Source organism: Lewinella sp. LCG006, assembly GCF_040784935.1.
Lineage (GTDB): Bacteria > Bacteroidota > Bacteroidia > Chitinophagales > Saprospiraceae > Lewinella.
The window spans coordinates 6,230,415-6,250,805 of sequence record NZ_CP160680.1; the positions used below are offsets into that span (position 1 = coordinate 6,230,415).

Annotated in this window: 12 protein-coding genes; 4 read left to right on the forward strand and 8 right to left on the reverse strand. The window is 45.5% G+C overall.

Translation table 11 applies throughout. The features are described from left to right. Positions 1-98: 98 nt before the first annotated feature. Both dusB and AB0L18_RS22620 read left to right on the forward strand, forming a co-directional pair. Positions 99-1,100, forward strand: a complete 1,002-nt coding sequence (gene dusB, locus AB0L18_RS22615) for a tRNA dihydrouridine synthase DusB (RefSeq protein WP_367389597.1) — start codon at positions 99-101, stop codon at positions 1,098-1,100. Between the two features lie 90 nt (positions 1,101-1,190). Then, positions 1,191-2,615 (forward strand): CCA tRNA nucleotidyltransferase, encoded by a 1,425-nt coding sequence (locus AB0L18_RS22620; RefSeq protein ID WP_367389598.1) that lies wholly within the window; start codon positions 1,191-1,193, stop codon positions 2,613-2,615. An 18-nt stretch (positions 2,616-2,633) separates the two neighbouring features. On the opposite strand, the gene AB0L18_RS22625 is transcribed toward AB0L18_RS22620, so the two are convergent. From AB0L18_RS22625 to topA, 7 genes are all read right to left on the reverse strand, one after another. After that, on the reverse strand, positions 2,634-4,958 hold the full coding sequence (locus tag AB0L18_RS22625) for a TonB-dependent receptor family protein (RefSeq protein ID WP_367389599.1): 2,325 nt from the start codon (positions 4,956-4,958) through the stop codon (positions 2,634-2,636). 95 nt (positions 4,959-5,053) lie between these two features. Further along, on the reverse strand, positions 5,054-8,227 hold the full coding sequence (locus tag AB0L18_RS22630) for a T9SS type A sorting domain-containing protein (RefSeq protein ID WP_367389600.1): 3,174 nt from the start codon (positions 8,225-8,227) through the stop codon (positions 5,054-5,056). Between the two features lie 169 nt (positions 8,228-8,396). Continuing rightward, entirely contained in the window at positions 8,397-8,864 is a 468-nt protein-coding gene (locus AB0L18_RS22635; protein ID WP_367389601.1) for a hypothetical protein, read from the reverse strand. 132 nt (positions 8,865-8,996) lie between these two features. Beyond that, positions 8,997-9,827, reverse strand: a complete 831-nt coding sequence (locus AB0L18_RS22640; RefSeq protein ID WP_367389602.1) for a hypothetical protein — start codon at positions 9,825-9,827, stop codon at positions 8,997-8,999. Positions 9,828-10,038: 211 nt separating this feature from the next. Beyond that, positions 10,039-11,598 (reverse strand): lysine--tRNA ligase, encoded by a 1,560-nt coding sequence (gene lysS, locus AB0L18_RS22645; protein WP_367389603.1) that lies wholly within the window; start codon positions 11,596-11,598, stop codon positions 10,039-10,041. A 151-nt stretch (positions 11,599-11,749) separates the two neighbouring features. After that, positions 11,750-12,070 (reverse strand): DUF3467 domain-containing protein, encoded by a 321-nt coding sequence (locus AB0L18_RS22650; RefSeq protein WP_367389604.1) that lies wholly within the window; start codon positions 12,068-12,070, stop codon positions 11,750-11,752. Between the two features lie 102 nt (positions 12,071-12,172). Next, entirely contained in the window at positions 12,173-14,740 is a 2,568-nt protein-coding gene (gene topA / locus AB0L18_RS22655; RefSeq protein ID WP_367389605.1) for a type I DNA topoisomerase, read from the reverse strand. A 187-nt stretch (positions 14,741-14,927) separates the two neighbouring features. Here topA and purB point away from each other — a divergent pair, with 187 nt between their 5' ends. Further along, complete coding sequence (gene purB / locus AB0L18_RS22660) at positions 14,928-16,271, forward strand: adenylosuccinate lyase (RefSeq protein WP_367389606.1); 1,344 nt, start codon at positions 14,928-14,930, stop codon at positions 16,269-16,271. A 111-nt stretch (positions 16,272-16,382) separates the two neighbouring features. Here the strand turns inward: purB and AB0L18_RS22665 are convergent, their stop codons facing one another. Next, positions 16,383-18,281 (reverse strand): propionyl-CoA synthetase, encoded by a 1,899-nt coding sequence (locus AB0L18_RS22665; protein ID WP_367389607.1) that lies wholly within the window; start codon positions 18,279-18,281, stop codon positions 16,383-16,385. A gap of 183 nt (positions 18,282-18,464) precedes the next feature. Here AB0L18_RS22665 and AB0L18_RS22670 point away from each other — a divergent pair, with 183 nt between their 5' ends. Continuing rightward, the gene (locus AB0L18_RS22670) at positions 18,465-20,381 is read left to right on the forward strand and encodes a DUF294 nucleotidyltransferase-like domain-containing protein (protein ID WP_367389608.1); all 1,917 of its coding nucleotides are present in this window, start codon (positions 18,465-18,467) and stop codon (positions 20,379-20,381) included. The last annotated feature ends 10 nt before the right edge of the window (positions 20,382-20,391 follow it).

The window sequence follows — 20,391 nt, forward strand, 5'->3', positions numbered from 1 at the left end:
GTGCGAAAGTTCTTAATTGCGTTGCAATTCAGCACGTATTTAGGTATTTTTGCCCCTTGCTTGTTTTGTCGGTAAACCAAAATTATTCGATCCGATTTATGGTAAAGATAGGAGATGTTGAGATTGGAGAGTTCCCTTTACTGCTAGCCCCCATGGAGGATGTCAGCGACCCTCCCTTTCGTGCCTTGTGTAAAGCGCAGGGCTGCGACATGATGTATACCGAATTCATCTCCGTTGAGGGCCTGATTCGTGATGCGACTAAAAGCGTCCAGAAATTGGACATTTACGATGAAGAGCGGCCCATTGGTATTCAGATCTTCGGTGCCAACCTCGATAGCATGGAACGTGCTGCCGAGATCGTGGAAGAAGCCCAACCGGAGGTACTGGACATCAACTTTGGTTGCCCCGTAAAAAAGGTGACGTGTAAAGGCGCTGGAGCTGGTATTCTGCAAGATATTCCTAAAATGGTGAGCCTTACGGAAGCCATTATTAAAAGGACCAATTTGCCCGTTACCGTAAAAACCCGCTTGGGTTGGGACGACAACACCCAATACATCGAAGAAGTAGCCGAACGCTTGCAGGATGTAGGCATCAAAGGCCTTTCTATCCACGGCAGAACCCGCAAGCAGATGTACAAGGGAGAAGCCGACTGGACAAAAATCGGCAACATAAAAAACAACCCCCGCATCCATATTCCTATCTTTGGTAACGGTGACATTGATAGTCCCCAAAAAGCAAAAGCTTACCGGGAAAAATATGGTGTGGACGGTATCATGATTGGTAGAGCCAGTATCGGTTATCCGTGGATTTTCCGGGAAATCAAGCATTATTTTGCGACTGGGGAGATGCTTGATCCACCAACGATCAGTGAACGTGTAGCAGCGTGTAAGCAGCATTTGCAACACAGCCTTGATTGGAAAGGACTGACCCTGGGTGTATTGGAGATGCGTCGGCACTATTCCAATTATTTCCGTGGCTATCCGGGGATTAAAAACTTCCGCCAGGTTTTGGTTTCTGAGCATGACCCAGCAACCTTGTTCAGCACCCTTGATGAAATTGAAAGCATCTATACCGAGCGAGAATTCATGGTAACTACTTAAGGGTATCTCATCGCGGACTTTGCTCCGCTGGGCTTGAGACCATTCGGCAAGACTGTCGAATGAATTAATTCACCGCAAACATAGGACAACGTGGTTTTTGATATCCAAAGTAAAGAACGGAAAATTTTTGAGGTCATCAGTACTGCTGCCAATGAGTTGGGCTTTCCTGCGTATGTGGTGGGAGGTTATGTACGCGATCGCCTCTTGGCTCGTCCGTCAAAAGACATGGACATCGTCTGCGTTGGAAGTGGTATTGAGTTGGCATTAGCGGTGGCCAAGAAATTTCATCCTCGCCCCAGAGTGACTACCTTTAAGCGTTTCGGTACTGCTATGCTTATGCACGAAGGCCTGGAGGTGGAATTTGTAGGTGCTCGTAAAGAAAGCTATCGCTCAGATTCTCGAAAACCCACCGTTGAGGATGGCACCCTGGAAGATGACCAAAATCGGCGCGACTTCACTATCAATGCTTTAGCGGTAAGCCTCAATGAAGATAACTACGGTGCCATCATTGATCCCTTCGATGGCCTGGAGCATTTGGAACAAAAGCGCATCATCACTCCTCTTGAACCAGGAAAAACATTTTCGGATGATCCGCTGCGGATGTTGCGCGCTATTCGCTTTTCTACCCAGCTGGGCTTTGAGATCGACCAAACGACCCTGGAGGCGATCAGCAAGTTTCGCAACCGGATAAAGATCATTTCCCAGGAAAGAATCGCCACCGAGCTTAATAAAATACTGGAAGCACCACAACCCAGTATTGGTTTCAAACTCTTGTTTGATACGGGCCTGCTGGAACTCATTCTGCCCGAACTGGCAGCTATGCAGGGAGTAGAAATTCGCAACGGCGTAGGCCACAAGGATAATTTCTATCATACCCTCCAGGTTGTCGATCAATTGGCACACAAAAGCAACCACCTCTGGTTGCGTTGGTCGGCGCTTTTGCATGATATTGCCAAACCGGTAACCAAGCGTTTTGACAAAGAAAATGGCTGGACATTTCACGGACACGAAGCGGTAGGTGCAGCCATGGTACCTCGTATTTTCCGTCGTCTACGCCTACCCATGGATCAAAAAATGAAGTTTGTCCAGAAGATGGTTCAGCTTCATCAACGTCCTATATCACTCACGAAGGAAGACATCACCGACTCTGCCGTTCGGCGTATTCTCTTCGAAGCTGGAGAAGATATTGATCAATTGATGCTGCTCTGCGAAGCTGACATCACCTCAAAAAATGAAAAGCGCGTCCGTCGCTACTTACAGAATTACGAGTACCTGCGCGAACGCCTCCAAGCCGTAGAAGAGCAAGATCACTTACGTAATTGGCAGCCCCCCATTAGCGGTGAGCTTATCATGGAAACTTTTGGCATCCCCCCAAGCCGGGAAGTAGGCATTATCAAAAATGCGATTCGGGAAGCCATTCTGGATGGTGATATTCCTAATGAATACGATGCCGCCTTTGCCTTTATGCAGACCAAAGCCAAGGAACTGGGGATTGCAATGCCGGTGGATAAGTAGAGAAATTGACCGCAGCTTTTATATTTCCAGATTTACGCCAACGATTATTTGCCTGAAACCACCCCCAAAGATGCCTGATGTAGCTCTGTTTAATCGGGAAGCTCTGTAGATTTCATTGGTTATATTCTTTCCATTTACAAAGACATTGGTATTGATCTTGCCCCCTAAAAGAAAGTCATAGTTTACAAAAGCATCGAAAGAATGGTAGGCGGGTAGTTTCCCAATCGCCCCATCAGCTGACTCCTTATCGAAATTATGAAATTCGGTATACTGCGCGCTTACAAAATGTCCACTTACCCCAAGCGATAGGTTTTCATAATCGTAATTCAATCCGATACTGGCGTTCCACTTTGGCGTATAGGGGGCTTCTGCATCTTTGAGACCTTCCTCTCCAAAAGTGATCACACTTTTCGTAATATTCTGAAAATCAGATAACTCGAGAGATTCTCCAGTCAAAAGAAGCTCCCCTCCTGCCCCATCAGAAATATAAACGTCGAATGCACCTCTGTTGGCATTCACTTTATCAATGTATTCGTTTTGTGTATCCGTACTGTGAATGACTTGCGAAAAGAGGTCTTTATCGACCAACTTCCCTTCAAGAACTTTTGACTTCATCAAATTGACATTTGCCAAAAACCTCAGCTGGTGTTGATTGCTCTTGAAAAGTTCCACTCCCAAGGCAAGTTCTAATCCCTGCACATTTATTTCCCCCAGTTCTTGAAAGACCTCATTTCTGCCCCCCGCATAAAAATTACGGCTAGTATTGTTGAAATAAGTAAGTTGGCCATCAATACGATTATTCAGCAGGCTTCCTCGCCATCCTATTTCCGTGTTTAAACTCAGCTCCGGGGCAATATTGATACTTTGTCCGGCCAGCGGATTGGTGACGATACCGTCTTGCTCCACCAAAAAGCCAAAAACCTTGGAAGGAGCAATCATCCCTTCGTAAAGACTCCCATACAACTCCCCATTTTTGATGCGATAATCAACCGTAATGCCCGGCAAAAACTGGTTGTAGACGTTTGGTTCTCTTCCTTCTTCGGTGCTATTGATATTAGGATTCTGAGCAAGGGCAATTAAATTTTGCCGGTACATATCCACGTGCTCAAATCTAAGGATTGGCGTAATTCCCCATTTACCTATATTGAACTCATTTCTGACAAATCCATTGGCTGACCAAAGTCGGTACCACAAATCGGTGGTAGCCGTGCCATTCCTCGCCCAGCGACTACTGTCAGCCACTAAAAAACGGTCTTTGAAAGTTTCCCGATGCAGATTGAAGCTGGCCTCCAGTTTTTGCTTTTCTCCAAAGGCATCCCATTGTAGGTTGACGGTTTCTTTGAATCCAGAAACGGTGTAGGTCCAACGACTATCGGAAGTGCTTTCTCGGCCTTTCAATACCCTACCAACGATGACGTAGTCTTCCTCGCCAAAAGTATGGCCATTCAAATAACCATAGTGGTCACTAAATATCTGCTCGCCCACGTAGTCTTTTACTTCGGAAGCTTTGACCTTTGTCGTGATTTGTCGCCACCAATCTCTTTCAAAATCGGAAGCATAAATTTTCGAAGTGAAACTAAGGTTTTCAACAGGCAGCCATTTATGAATGATGTCGACGCCATACCTCCGCATGGTGAACTGATCAGCATCCAATGGATTTTGGGAGGGATCTGTTTCGAAAGTAAAAGGTGTTTGAGAACTCAATGATGCTTGGTTATCTTCAAATTGGCTACTTACTTTAAAATATAAGGATTGATTTTCTGAGAGTTTAGCGAAAACTTTTGCGTTGAGGTTCAATACATCCACCGAAGAATTGTCGGTAAACCCATCAAACTTTTTATAAACTCCTTCAACTAATGCCCCAAGATTGTTCCACGTTCCACCGTAAGACAACAATCCCGTTTGATAATTGCGCTGGCCACCAATCAATTTCACCCTTAACTCAGGTTTCTGCGGCGGCAAGGCCGTGATGTAATTGATAGCGCCGTACATATTATTAGGCCCAAATCGTAGCATATCAGCACCTTTATAGACCTCAATGGAGGTAATACGGTCACTTACCGGATTGTAATAAGCTCCTGGTGCGATATACGGTGCAGGTGCCGAAGGAGTACCATCTTCCATCAACAGTACTTTTTTTGACCTACGCCCCCAGGAACCTCTGATACTGATGTTAGGGCGGTTAGACAAGCCCATATCTCCCACAATATTGACCCCCGGTACGGTTCTTAATATTTCTTCGGTGCTTAAGGGATTAATATTTTTCAGTGCCAAAGGGCTAATCCGGAAATTACTCCCTTTGAATTGCCCCTTATAACTACTGGGCGAGGCACTTACGATCACCTCATCAAGGGTTGTTTTGAGCGCATTAATTTTATTGTCCCCAGATCGGGGCTAGCAGCGGTGATATGAATACGCGCTTCTTCGTAACCTAAATATTAGTGCTTGATAAATTTCTCTACCCCCACAATGGTCTTTTCGGTTTTGAGTAACAGCTGATATAGGCCATCGGGTAGTTGTGCTATTTCCAGCTTATTATTCTTAGGCCAATGACCCGTTGTCATCACGATACCCGTAGCATTAATGATTTCAAAATCCGTAATCCGTTCAAGGGGTTCCTCCGCTATTAAAATAGACAGCACATCATCGGTTGGATTTGGAAAAACTTCGAAATGCACCAAATCTTTGGAAGCGCTTACTCGAACAGGTGCTTGAATAGTTAGCAAGGCTTGGTTGGTTATCACCGGCTCATTGAAGTCAAAATAGATACCCGCCTGGTTAGGTATTTCTGTACCATAACCATATGCTGGCAAGGGCTTTATTTTGAACCTGAAAAAACCGTTTGAAGCGGGTTCATTCGTGGTGCTATCCGGCAAGAGAATATCCGAAAAATAAACCACCAAGGAAGCGCCATCATTAATCTCATATTCATAAGGATGGCTGGCACTCAGCATTGTCAACGTATTCACATCCAATATAGGAGATATCGGATCTATTATCCGAACATTAAACGCGGTGTCCGTTCCGGTATTTTGGAATCGTATGTGGTAGTAGATGTATTCCTCTAAATCTACACGCTCTGTTTCTACTCCACTTTCGTTAAAAATACGCTTATCATTAGGATCAAAAGCCCCGATATTATTCTGACACTCGACATGATCAGTCCGAGAATTTTGACAGCTGCTATCATCGGAAAGCACCCCAAATAGACAATGCTCTTGCCCTAATTCTGCCTCGCACGAAAGATTAAATTCCAGGTTGAACATAATCACTTCGTTTACCTCCAATGCGCCAAGATCAAAGATAAGCTCCGTGTCGTTTATTTGATTGTAAGGGATCGAAGCCGAGATGAAATCAAAAAAGGGATCCAATGTAAGCGCCAGTGTTGTTGCTGTACTGGTAAGCGGGCCAGAGTTACGCACCTGCACCGTGTAGTAATTATCAAAACAACGACGAAGCAACGGTGTAGAAAAGTCGATCTCAAGCGAAGCACATTCTTCCAATGCTTTAGCTTGAAAATCCTGAACAAGCGTAGCGTTATCTTCATTCATTACAATGCTAAAAGAAGGTGCGCAAAGCTCCCAATTGGTATTTATTGGCTCTGCACTCAAGGTATAAGTACCAAGTGGTACTGAAAAATTAAAATTGCCCTCACTATCCGTGCTTTTCATGCGTGAATAGGCATCGCCTTCTACTTTTATCCGCCAGTGGGCAAGGGTGTTGTCTGATTGATCGGGTTCGCAATCTTCACTATCATTATGAAAAATCGTACCCGTGATAAACTGTGGCGAAGATAATGGCGCAGTAGACCTGAAAATACGATGTTGGCCGATGATTACGTAAACGTACTGGTTTTCTGTAACAAAAAAATTGTTCACAAACGATTGGGGTAATCCACTATAACTATGTTCCACGAAGTTTACCCCATCAAAAATGTAATATCTAGAATTGCTAAACAGGAAGAGATCCAGCCCTGAGCTGCTCAATAAGATTCCTGATCCTCCTTCTATGAAATCGCCTAAATTAGTGAGCTCTTCACCAAATTTAAAGCGATATAAATTATGTTGGCCGCTAAAAACATCTTGGATAATAAAATAGACCGTTCCGTCATCCAAGATGGTAAACAGTGAAGAATACATATTGGGAAAAGTTCCTAAAACCTCGCTGACCTGCTCACCCGTTATCGTGTTTATTTTAGTAACACGACACTCAATGTCAGTATTGATTATGAAAATTTCACTGCCTACTAGTTTAACATTGGGATTACTGCTAAATAGAAAAAGATTCGTCTCGACCCAATCCTGCCCATTATTAAGGGTATAGTAGTTATTGTCAAATGAGCCTCCATTAATATAAATAACCCCATCGTCGAGTACGTTCATACTGTTGATTCCTATACCAAGTTCTCCTTCTGGTACTTCAATGACCTCGAAATTCTGGTCATTATTCTGGGAATACATAATAACATCGCCACGATTCAGATATAAACTACCATTTGGAGAAAATTGTCCTCCTAACCATGCATTTTCGTCTGCTACTATTTCCTGCCAGCTCTCCTCTCCTACTGTTTTCACAAAAATTTCATTGGGGGTGCGAACAAGCTGTCCATTTTGATAGGATTCATCAATCCCAACAGGGTACGCATAGTTAATGAGAGCCGACCTCTCTTCCCACTGTGAACTGCCAGCTGACTGCTCCAAAAAATGATCATCATAATCATTGCTTATCAAAAAATCTGCTTGGTCACTGATCCATAAATCCCTGTAAGTTGATAATATGGGCTCATCCTCTACTACTTCCCAGTCAAAATCACAACCGGTAGATTTGAGTATTCTAGCCCCATTCCGGTAGTACCAATCTCCTTCAGACGACAGTATTTCATCACCATAAGCAAAATCTGAAGCAATGCTAGACATACTGCCCGACTCAAAAACAAGCCCCTCGCCTGATAAGCTGTAGAAATTACTCTGATCATATAACAATACTTTGCCACAATCATTGTAGGCGAATTTACTAATGCCAAGGTTCAAGGATTCATGTCTGATTCGTGTTCCGTCGCGAGAAAAGACGGACAAATCATCAGAAGCACCCGCAGTATGGTGTAGGGCTAAATAATGATCAAATACCCATAAATGAGTCCTATGGTCAACAAAACCTTCTTCGTAAGTAAAAATGGGAACGAAAGTAAGTCCTTTATTCAGGCTATAGCCAAAGGAATTATTCTCGTAAACAAACAGCGTATCTCCTTTGATAAAAGAAGCCTGAACACCATCCCAGCCTCCATCAAGATCTAGCGCATACCAGCTTCCATCTCGTCGGATACAATGATTATAACTCTCGGATTTCAAGACGGGTGTGCCATCCGCATAAAATTGGACATCAACCAAGGCTTGCGACTCCGGGAGCACTTCTTGGGTCCAAGTAGCCCCATCGAAAGAAGAATAAACGGTGGATTGATCATTAATAGCTTGTGTAAAATATTCACCGACAGGTGACTTTCTGATCGCTCTAAGGCTAAAGTCATCCGGTGTTGTAATCTCTTCAAAAGTAATTTGACTGTGGAGGGTCGTCATCAATATACAGATGATCCCGAGAGAGAGCAAAACTTTCATAAGCTTAGTTTTAAAGTGTTAGCGCACCCACTTATTTTAACTCGAATTTCAAATCGAAATACAAAGTGGATTTTCTTAATCCACTAAAGATAAAAATAAATATTTATTATCCACCTTCCTTTTTCAGTCCTGAAGTTCTTCCTTTTGAGTTAATGCTATCTTGTTATTCCTATTCATTTTTTTCTTCAAGCTTATTATGAAACCGCAGCAAATGCTGCTCCGCCGCCTCGTTATATAGCTTGAGAATGAGGGTAGACTTCTTGCGGCCATCCAGCGGAAAAAGGATTTTTACGGGGTTGTGAACGTAGCCATTGTCTTCAAAAAGGAGCACCTGGCGGTTGCGGGTCGCGAGGCGAAACTGCAACAACTCCTCTACATTAGCGGGGAGCGGGACATCTTGATAGCCTTCTTCTTTGAGGAAAGCGCAAATCATTTCGTAAGTAGCCGTCAAATCCTTACCAGCGAAATTGGACTCGTATACCAGTCCGTCGCTTTTGCCTCCCATGTAATCCGTATCAGCGGAAGGGAATGACTTACGCAAGGAGGCCGTTTTTGGCTGGGCCGCTACTTCTTCCACGTAAGAAGCAATCATAATCCGGCGACCATTCAGACTGACTTTTTGTTCGGAAAGACCCATGTAAATTAGATTAATAACGGTCGAATGTGCCGTTGAAGGAAGCAAGAAACACTCCTTCAACGGCAGTACATGGATCAAATTTAAAAACTTTTTGTTTTTAAACCGTGCTTTTCTATCGTTTTTTGAAAACTTTTATTCCAAGTCTTCGTAATCAATACGATTCAATGCCTTGCGTAGATCATCTTCTCCAAGTTTTTCACCTTTCAAAGTGATGATAAAGCGATCATCATAAAAGAAGATCAACTCCCCTACTCCACTGTCGGCATTCCATTTTTCAAAAGCCTTATGACCGTCGATGACCGTTGTTCTTTCATAACCAAAATCACCTTCTCGGTCTACTTCCACACTGGCCCAGGCTACCATCCCCAACTTGGCGATACCCATCTGGCCAGCATCTACGACGGTCACGTCAACAGACTTGTCATCCTCTTGGTACTTTGCTTCGGCTTGGGAAATAGTAAAGCCCATTGCGCCCGTTTTTTCGCCCGTGTGCTTCGTCCGGTCCATGCCGAGCAGTTTATCAGGTAAAATGGCCTTGATATCACGAAAATTCATCACCTCTACCGTTTCTCCATTCTCTGCGTTTTTACGTAACGATTCCGAAGCTTCAGCGAAAGCATCTGCCAAACCATTTTGCAGATCTTTCATATTGCCTTCACCAAGGTTGATGGTGACGGATTCTTTCTCTCCTTCGTCGTTTTCTACGGTGATATTGATACCGTCAGTATCAGATGTTTCTTCTTCAGCAGCCTTATCGCCACCACAGGAAAAGGTCAAAACAGATAAGCCCGAAAGCAAAAATAATAGGGATAATTTACGATGCATGATGTGTTTAAGTTTTAGTACCTGCCAAATATAACGGTTAGGCTCCTTAGCAAAAAGCAATTTTTCGATGAACGAGGCGGGTACAAAGACGAGCGGGTCAACCAGTTCGTAAAGGGGTGATTTTGTTTTGAACCACATAAGGGCACATAATTTTTTTTTTGAACCATACGTGGGATTATAAGGGGGAAGGATTGCCTACGCAAAACGAAATTTTGCGGACACTGCGACGTAGGCACAGCTAACGACGAACAGTGGCGACGTAGGCACAGCCAACGCCGAACAGGAATAAAAAAGCGTTCAACAACTAACATGGTCATTGAACGCTTTTTTTAGAACAAGAAAAACATAATTAAGCCTCTCCTTCTTCCTTCTCTTCTTCCTTCTCTTTACGCTTTTCCGGCCGCATCTGCGGAAAGAACAGTACTTCCTGGATACTGGTTTGGCCCGTTAGCAACATCACCAAACGATCGACACCGATGCCGATACCTGAAGTTGGTGGCATACCGTATTCCAGTGCACGTAGGAAGTCTTCGTCGAGTGCCATCGCTTCGTCGTCGCCGCGCTTTGCTAATCGCAATTGATCCTCGAAGCGTTCACGCTGATCGATGGGATCGTTGAGCTCGGTGTAGGCATTGGCCAGCTCCTTACCATTGACGATCAACTCAAAGCGCTCGACCAAACCTTCTTTGTCGCGGTGCTTTTTGGTAAGCGGAGACATTTCTACCGGATAGTCCGTAATAAAGGTAGGCTGGATCAACTGCCATTCGACTTTCTCGCCGAAAATTTCATCGATCAACTTGCCTTTGCCCATGCTGTCTTCTACCTCGATGTGCATCTCTTTCGCGACTTTGCGCAAGCCCTCTTCATCGAGGCCTGAGATGTCCACACCGGTATATTCTTTGATGGCATCATACATCGTCAGGCGGCGGAATGGGCCTTTAAAATCGATGACATGCTCTCCTACTTTGACCGTCGTTTCCCCAAGAACGGATTGGATGGCATGCTCCAACAGTTGCTCGGTGGTTTCCATCATCCAGTAGTAATCCTTGTAGGCCACGTAGAACTCCACCATCGTGAATTCAGGATTGTGTGTGGCGTCCATGCCCTCATTACGGAACATTTTACCAAACTCGTAGACCCCGTCAAAACCGCCGACAATCAGGCGCTTGAGGTACAACTCATTGGCAATCCGCAAATAAAGCGGCATGTCCAAGGTATTGTGGTGCGTCTTGAAAGGACGCGCCGATGCACCGCCGTGAATGGGCTGTAATATGGGTGTTTCGACTTCCATCAAGCCTATTTCATCCAGGAAAAGACGCATGGCCGTGATCAGGCGACTGCGTTTGCGGAACAGATCGCGCACCTCCGCATTCACCGTAAGGTCTACATAACGCTGGCGGTAACGCAACTCTGGGTTTGTAAAGGCATCGTGTACTTTGCCTTCTGCATCCACCTTGACCACGGGTAGTGGCCGTAGTGACTTACCCAGGAAGGTAAATTCAGTGACGTGCACGGAAACTTCGCCTACCATTGTCTTGAAAACGTAGCCTTTGATCCCGATAAAATCACCCAGGTCCAGGAGTTTCTTGAAAAGGTCGTTGTAAAGCGACTTGTCTTCCCCTGGCGCAATATCATCACGCGAGACATAAATCTGGATGCGCCCGGAAGCGTCCTGTAGTTCGGCAAAAGAAGCTTTACCTTTTCCCCGTTTGGCCATCAGGCGGCCTGCCAGACAAACTTCGGTGAAGTTCGTTGACAATTTATCTTCTTCATCAAATTCGGCAGCGGCTTTAAGATCGGCAGCCAAATGAGTAACGGGGAATAAAGCAGCCGGGAAGGGATCGATGCCCATCTCCCGAATAGCCGCTAAGTTTTCTCTACGGACAATTTCCTGTTCGCTGAGTTGCATAAGTGAATGATTAAAAAGATAAAATAAGTTGGTATAGCATCGATTTAGGTTTGTCAAAATCCCTATACCCTGTACTAAGCACGTGGTACAGTGAGATTTACCTAGGTGCTTCTTGCCTTCAGTAATACAACAGGGTAAATCTCACTTTAACTTAAGCTTGTGCCGTTGGCGTAAACCCGATTGGAGGAATACCTCCCGTATTGGGCTCCGTTTCTTGAATGATGCCGTGCTGGCTTTCAAATCTTTGCACGTTATCCGCCAAAGCTCTCAACAAACGTTTAGCGTGCTGAGGGGTGAGGATAATGCGTGATTTCACTTTGGCTTTAGGTACATTAGGTACCAAACGGAGAAAGTCAATGATGAATTCACTATTGGAATGTGCGATCACCGCCAAGTTAGCGTAGGTACCTTCCGCAACATCTTCGGGTAATTCAATGTTAAGCTGATTTTTTGCCTTTTTTTGCTCGGCCATAATGGTTTTTATTATTTGAACTGAACCGGAATGCTCCTATGAATAATCACAAGTGCAGAGAAAAAATTCCCTCATCCCAGCAGTCTTTTGTTAAACGATATTTTATTTCTTCTTACGAGGCTTAGCTTTGGGTTTTGCCTTGGCTTTGCTCTTTTCTTTGCTGAAGGATCCTGGTAGCTCTGCTTCTATGATTGCTTTCACATCATCGAGACTCAGCTCTTGGGCTTGTTCAGCCGTCATTTTTTCGGTACCGATTTTGGGAAGCTTGACGTTGGCTTTTTTGAACTTGATGAAAGGTCCCCAACGACCATTCTGGATGCTGATATCTTCTTCCTCCCAACGCTGGACGTAGCGGTTGGCTTCTTTCTCAATTTTTCCTTTCAGCAATTCTATGGCTTCCGCTTCAGTAAGGTTGTCCCAGTCGTATTTCTTGGGTACATTGACAAAGAGTTTCTGCCACTTGATAAAAGGCCCAAAACGTCCCTTACCCTTGGTGACGGGCTCTCCTTTGTAATGTGCAACCGGTTCGTCTTCCTTCTTTTTGATGGCTATTTTCTCGAGGGCCATTTCGTAATCCACCTCGTGTGGATCAGCACCACGCCCTAAGGAAATATAATCATCGCCCCAGCGGACATAAGGGCCATAACGCCCCACACCAACAATGACTTCTTTGCCTTCATATTCGCCCAAAGTCTTGGGCAACTCAAACAGCTTGAGAGATATTTCCAGATCGATGTCATCCATTTCCATTCCCGCAGGAAGGTTGGCGTACTTTGGTTTCTCATCGGGTAACAATTCATCAGGAGCTCCCAACTGGATTACCGGCCCACGGCGAGAAAGACGCACCAGGATGGTTCTCCCCGTTTCCGGATCAGTACCAATAATCCGCTCCTTGGTTACCCGGTCAGCGGTTTCGGTAATGACCTCAACGCTTTTATGAAAAGGAACATAAAACTCCCGCAACATCTTGGTCCAGTTCTCTTTCCCTTCCGCTACTCTATCGAAACGTTCTTCAATATCACTGGTAAAGCCATATTCCATAATGGTATCGAAATGCTCTTCCAGGAAGTCAGAGACGGTAATTCCTATCTCGGTAGGAAACAGGCGGTTCTTAACGGCGCCAGCCTTTTCTGTCTTTGTCTCCGCGCTCACCTTATTGCCCTGCAACGTGATCACGCGGAAATCCCGGTCTTCACCATCACGCGACTCACTTACAACATAACCACGGTTCTCTTCCATGATTTTGCTGATCGTTGGTGCATACGTAGAAGGACGGCCAATACCTTTCTCTTCCAATGCTTTCACCAAACCAGCCTCCGTGTAGCGAGCGGGTGGGCGCGTAAAGCTTTCGGTAGCCGTGAGAATATCCAGCGGCAATTGCTGTCCTTCATCCAAAGGAGGCAACATGCCTTTTACTTCGTCATCATCGTCATCATCATCCTTGGATTCCAGATAGACTTTTAAGAAACCATCAAAAACCAAAACCTCGCCTTCTGCGCGCAGAATTTGATCAGGTACCTTGTCGATGCCAATATTGACAATAGTCTTTTCCAATTTCGCTTCCGCCATCTGTGAGGCGATCGTGCGCTTCCAGATCAGTTCGTACAAGCGCTGTTCATCACGATCTCCGCTTACGTTCTGTTTGGCAATATAAGTAGGGCGGATAGCTTCGTGCGCCTCTTGTGCCGAAGTATTCTTGCTCTTAAAGCGCCTTACGTTGACGTATTCCTTGCCAAAATCCTGTTCTACCTGCTGAGCGATGGAAGCAATAGCGACTTCGGATAAACTGATAGAATCCGTACGCATATAAGTGATATGCCCGGCTTCATAAAGGCGCTGGGCAACCTGCATGGTGCGTTTTACCGAAAAACTGAGCTTCCTGCTAGCATCCTGCTGGAGGGTAGAAGTTGTAAAAGGAGCAGCGGGTTTGCGCGTCAAAGGTTTTACCTCGATGTTGTCAATGGCAAACTTTGCACCCACGCACTTATTCAGTAATTCCTGTGCATCCTCAATGGTCGAAAGTCGATCAGGAGAAGTTGCTTTGAGCTGAACCATGCGGCCTTGCTCATTCTTTACATTAAAAATGGCATCCAGTCGAAAGAATGCCTGGGGAATGAATTCACGAATTTGGCGCTCCTTTTCTACGATCAGCTTAACGGCAACGGACTGAACCCGGCCGGCGGATAATTTACCCCTGATTTTCTTCCACAGCAACTCTGACAGTTCAAACCCTACCAGGCGATCCAATACCCGACGTGCCTGCTGGGCATCTACCAGGTTGAGGTCAACGGTACGTGGTTGGGTAATGGCTTTCTGAATAGCTGGTTTGGTGATTTCTCGAAATACAATCCGCTTGGTGGTGTTTTCATCCAGCCCTAACACTTCACACAGGTGCCAGGAAATGGCTTCTCCCTCGCGGTCTTCATCCGTCGCGAGCCACACTTCGTCTACCTTCTTAACCCAATCTTTAAGTTCTTTAACAACTTTGCGCTTTTCAGGAGAGACAATATATTTGGTTGCAAAGTCATTTTCCACATCCACGGCCTGGCTTCCTTTGTCCAGATCGCGCACGTGGCCAAAGCTAGATTTTACGACAAACTCCTTTCCCAGGATTTTCTCGATGGTCTTTGCTTTAGCAGGAGACTCCACAATGACGAGGTTCTTTGGCATACTTTGGCTTTGTTATTCAACGCTTGAAACTGTGAAGAAGGCAAATATTACCTTCTTCAAAACTGCAAATGTAATTATTTTAAGATTTGTTCACCGTGCTCCTTTGAAATAGTCCTTACATTTGCCCCCTAATATTCCTTTTTTGCGACTATTGGGTAGCAAAAACCAACGATAAATCCTCCAACGCATGACCTCCTTAGAAGCTGTAAGTCCTATTGATGGCAGATACCGCAACAAAACGCAAAACCTCAGCACGTATTTTTCTGAAGCTGCATTAATCCAGTACCGGGTGATGGTAGAAGTGAAATATTTTCAAGCACTTTACGAACTTGGTCTACCCCAATTAAAGGGCATAGCTGTCGATAAGGTTGCAAGTTTAAGTGAATTATACGAAAATTTTTCATTGGAGGATGCTTCAGCGATTAAGGAAATAGAAAAAACGACCAACCACGATGTCAAGGCCGTTGAGTACCATATCAAGCAAGCTTTTGAGCGACTAGGCTTGAGTGATTATCAGGAGTTTGTACACTTTGGCCTGACCAGTCAGGATATTAATAACACGGCTGTTCCTCTTTCTTTGCGGGATGCTTACCAGAACGTCTACCTACCCGGCGCTAAAGCCATTCTTGCTGACTTGAACGCTCTAGCGGAAGAATGGAAGGCTATTCCGATGCTAGCACGCACCCACGGTCAGCCAGCATCTCCTACCCTGTTGGGGAAAGAAATTGCGGTGTTCACCGCTCGACTTGAACACCAACTGCTGCAACTCTCGCACATTGAATTACGGGTAAAGTTTGGCGGAGCTACGGGTAACCTCAACGCTCACTATGCTGCGTATCCGAGCTACGACTGGCACGCATTTGCGGAAGCATTTGCAGAAAAACACCTCGGACTGCCCCGGGCCTTTCCTACTACGCAAATTGAACACTACGATAATTTGGCGGCCTTCTTCCACGCGATGGCGCGCATCAATACCATCCTCATTGACTTCTGTCGCGATATCTGGACTTACATTTCTATGGAATACTTCCGCCAAAAGACCATTGCCGGGGAGGTTGGATCCAGCGCTATGCCCCATAAGGTCAACCCGATTGATTTTGAAAATGCGGAAGGCAACCTTGGTATTGCTAATGCATTGCTTGAACACCTGGCCCATAAGTTGCCGGTTTCCAGGCTGCAAAGAGACCTTACTGACAGTACGGTATTACGCAACATCGGCGTACCTTTTGCCCATACGATGATTGCTTTCCAGGCCATCCAAAAAGGACTGAGCAAGCTACTGCTCAATGAAAACAAGCTCCACGATGATCTCGAAAACAACTGGATGGTCATTGCCGAAGCGATCCAGAATATTCTTCGAAGAGAAAACTACCCCAAACCTTACGAAGCACTCAAAGCACTCACCCGTGGCAAAGCTACCGTAGGGGAAGCAGAGATCAAGGCCTTTATCAAGGAGTTGCCTGTAAGCGAGGAGATCAAGCAGGAATTATTACTGTTGAGCCCACATACTTATACGGGTAAGTTTGTGTAAATTGCTTAGTTGGAAGGCACTTTTGAAGTGCCTTCCAATTGATCCAACTCTTCGCAGTCCTCACGCCAGTAGGCTCCAGAGAAAAAACGATGCCGTTGTTTAGCCAAATACTCAGCTCCCGCAGTTGCCGATGGCTTTCTCCTTCATCATGGCTTCCAACTCCCCAAGGACACTCATGTCATCGATAGTTGAAGGCGGCTTGAAAGACTGTTGGTCGGCAATGGCACGCATGATTTTTCGAAGAATTTTTCCTGATCGTGTTTTAGGAAGCCGTTCTACCTGCACAGCTCGCTTGAAGGCAGCAACGGGCCCAATGGTATCACGAACCATCTTGATCAGTTCTTGCTCAACGGTAGCTTCGGATGTCGTAACCCCCGTTTTCAAGACAAAGAAACCGACGGGTAATTGCCCTTTGAGCTCGTCTGCCACACCGATGACGGCACATTCCGCGACGGCAGGGTGAGCCGCTACAACTTCCTCCATCTCTGCGGTCGACAATCGGTGGCCAGCAACATTGATGATATCGTCAATGCGGCCCGTAATGTAGACATAGCCATCCTCGTCTTTGTATCCACCGTCTCCAGAAAAATAGTAGCCAGGATAGGCCGACAAATAGGATTTCTTGAAACGGGCCGTATCTTCCCACAAGTTGGGTAGGCAACCCGGAGGCAATGGATAGCGTATGGCTACCGCGCCTTCTTCACCTGGGGCCATTTCCTGGTTGTCGTGGTCTAAAATAGCGACTTCAAAACCACAGACAGGAGGACCTGCTGAACCCGGCTTGATCGGCTGCAATTCCAAACCCGCCATGTTGGCCAACATAGGGTACCCCGACTCCGTCTGCCACCAGTGGTCGATGACGGGGACCTTTAGCATCTCTTCACACCAATTAAGGGTATTCACATCAGTGCGTTCTCCTGCCAGAAAGAGGTACTTTAGACAAGAGGTATCGTACTGTTCTTTTAATTTCCCTTCGGGATCTTCCTTTTTGATGGCTCTGAAAGCCGTAGGTGCAGTAAAAAACACCTTTACCTGGTACTCCTCAATAACCCGCCAAAAAGTGCCCGCATCCGGCGTTTTGATCGGCTTGCCTTCAAACAATACCGTGGTACAACCGTAAATCAAGGGGGCGTAGACAATATAAGAGTGCCCTACTACCCAACCTACATCAGAAGCTGCCCAGTAGGTTTCTCCTGGCTGTACGCCGTAAATATTCTTCATGCTGTAGTGAAGCGCCACAGCATGTCCCCCATTATCCCTTACGATGCCTTTGGGCTGGCCCGTTGTACCAGAAGTGTAGAGAATGTACAAAGGATCTGTAGCATCTACCGGGGTATAGCTCACTGGCTGGGCTTTTGCCAAAAGGGTTTCCCAATCAAAATCCCGTCCCTCCTGAAGGTCTGCATGTACAAAATCACGCTGGTAAACAATACAGGCTTGAGGCTGAAAAGTAGCTTCTTGCAGCGCCTTGTCAATGATCGGTTTATACGGTATAATGCGGTCGATTTCTTTTCCCCCACTGGCTACCAAAATCAATTTGGGGCGAGCATCATCAATCCGAATCGCCAGTTCGTGCGCAGCAAAACCACCAAACACAACGGAGTGGACGGCCCCCAAACGCGCACAAGCCAACATCGCAAAAACAACCTGCGGAATCATCGGCATATAGATAATCACCCGATCCCCTTTGGTTACCCCTTGCGCCTGTAGGACACCCGCAAAACGAGCCGTCTCGTCCAATAATTCCTGATAAGTATAACGCTCTTTGGTATTCGTTACAGGAGAATCATAGATCAGTGCCGTTTGCTCCGCTCGGCCATTGGCCACATGGTAATCCAAGGCCAGATAGGAAGTATTCATCTTACCCCCCTTGTACCAGCGATAAAGCCCGTCCTGATCCTGGCTAAGAATCGTCTCCGGAAAAGTGAACCAGTCAAGTGCTTGGGCTTGCTCCGTCCAATATGCAGTGGGATTTGTTAGGCTGTTTTGGTATTCTTTTTGGTAGGTCATGCATCAACAATTTATCTATTCGACAAAAAGCTATTAGGGAAATTATTGTCTTCTTACAACCAAATGTACAAAATATATAAATATCTAGATGTTTAAAATTATAGTGATTTTTATTACTATTGTATTATCGCCTCTGAGGTAAAAGGAATTTGAGTAAATTTCCAGTGTATTTAATCTTAGATCATGAACGTCATTCCAGATCGCGTCTATCGGTTTCTTAAGGAATATCCTCCTTTCTCCATGCTTGACAAGTTGACCCTTGAAAAGCTGGCTGGTGAAACCATTATCAAATACCTACAAGCGGGAGAGTTTGTCTTTACCGAAGGTGAAGCTCCGCAGGAATACATTTATGTGGTGCGGGAAGGAGCCGTAGAGCTACTCAAAGAGGAAGAAGGTCTGCTGGTAGAAGTATGTGATGAAGGTGACCTTTTTGGACTACGTCCACTTTTGGCGAACCAACCTTACGCATTATCCGCAAAGGCTGCGGAAGAATGTTTGCTCTACGCCATCAAGGTCGACAATCTGCAAGAACTTATTGAGACACAACCCAAAGTAGGCTATTACCTGGCCCAAAATTTTGCTTTTAGCATCAGTGACAAGTACATTAAACGCTATAAAGGAAAAATCTTTTTAGACAAAGACCCAGCAGTATTACTACAGACCTCCTTATTTGAGATACAATCCGTCAATCACAGCAAATCGCCGGTATGTTGTGCCCCTAGCGCTACCATCCAGGAAGCGGCCAGAATCATGCAACAAAAACAGGTAGGTTCTATCCTCATCACCAACGATGAGCAGCATCCTATTGGTATTGTCACTGACCGTGACCTTAGAAACCGCGTGGTAACCGGCGAAGTGAGCAGGCGTTCGGCCATCACAGAAATAATGACGCAGCCGGTGGTGACTATTCTGCCTGACTGTAGTGTGGCGGAAGTGCAGATGGCGATGATGAAAAACGGCATCCACCACCTGTGTCTTACCCAGGACGGATCACCCTACTCACCGGTGGTAGGGATTCTTTCTGAACATGATCTACTTGTGCTACAAGGCAACAATCCCGCTATTCTGATCCGAGAGATGAAAAGAAGTACTTCAGCGATAGAATTAGCGGCAATTAGAACCAAAGCAGAGGGGCTGTTACGGCAATATCTTGAACGGGAAGTGGCTATGGATTTCATATCCACGGTGATGACCGAAATTAATGATGCATTAATTACCAGGGTCATCGAAATAGCAATGAAGGAACTGAGTACCCCGCTTCCCGATCTCAAATGGTGCTGGATGGGTTTGGGAAGCGAAGGCCGGGGAGAACAATTGCTCCGTACTGATCAAGACAGCGCACTTGTATTCGAGGATGTACCAGAAGAAGCCCTGGAAGAAAACAGGGTTCAATTTTTAGCTTTTGCCAAAAGGGTCACCTATCATCTCAATACTTGTGGATTTGCCTACTGTCCAGGTAATATGATGGCTAGCAATCCCAAATGGTGTCTATCCTTACAGGAATGGAAAAACCAATTTTCTGAGTGGATACTTATGCCTACGAACCAGAATATTATGCACTGTAATATCTTTTTCGACTTCCGTCCATTGTACGGAGAAAGGGCACTTCCCAAAATCCTCAGTGAGCATATCTTCGAAAAAATACCTCAAAAAGGGATTTTTCTATCTGTCATGGGGAAAAATGCCCTGCAAAACCCTCCACCGCTTACTTTCTTCCGCAACTTTGTGGTAGAGAAAAATGGCGAACACAAAGATGCATTTAACATCAAATCGAGAGCGATGATGCCCTTGACCGATGCTGCAAGGCTCCTCATTCTTGGCCACCAAGTAGCGGGAATCAACAACACCATCAAGCGATTTGAAAAACTTGCCGAGCTGGAGCCCAATTACAAGGAACTCTTCGAGCAGGCTGCTGATGCTTACGAAATCCTCATCCGTTATCGGGCTCTGCAAGGACTCAAAAACAACAATTCCGGGAAATTTCTTTTGATCGAGGAAATGTCCAAAATGCAGAAGCTGAATTTGCGTAACACCTTTCGCCCTATCGGAGAATTGCATGACATCATCATCATTCGGTACCAAGTGAATTACTTCAATTAGTTTCCTCACC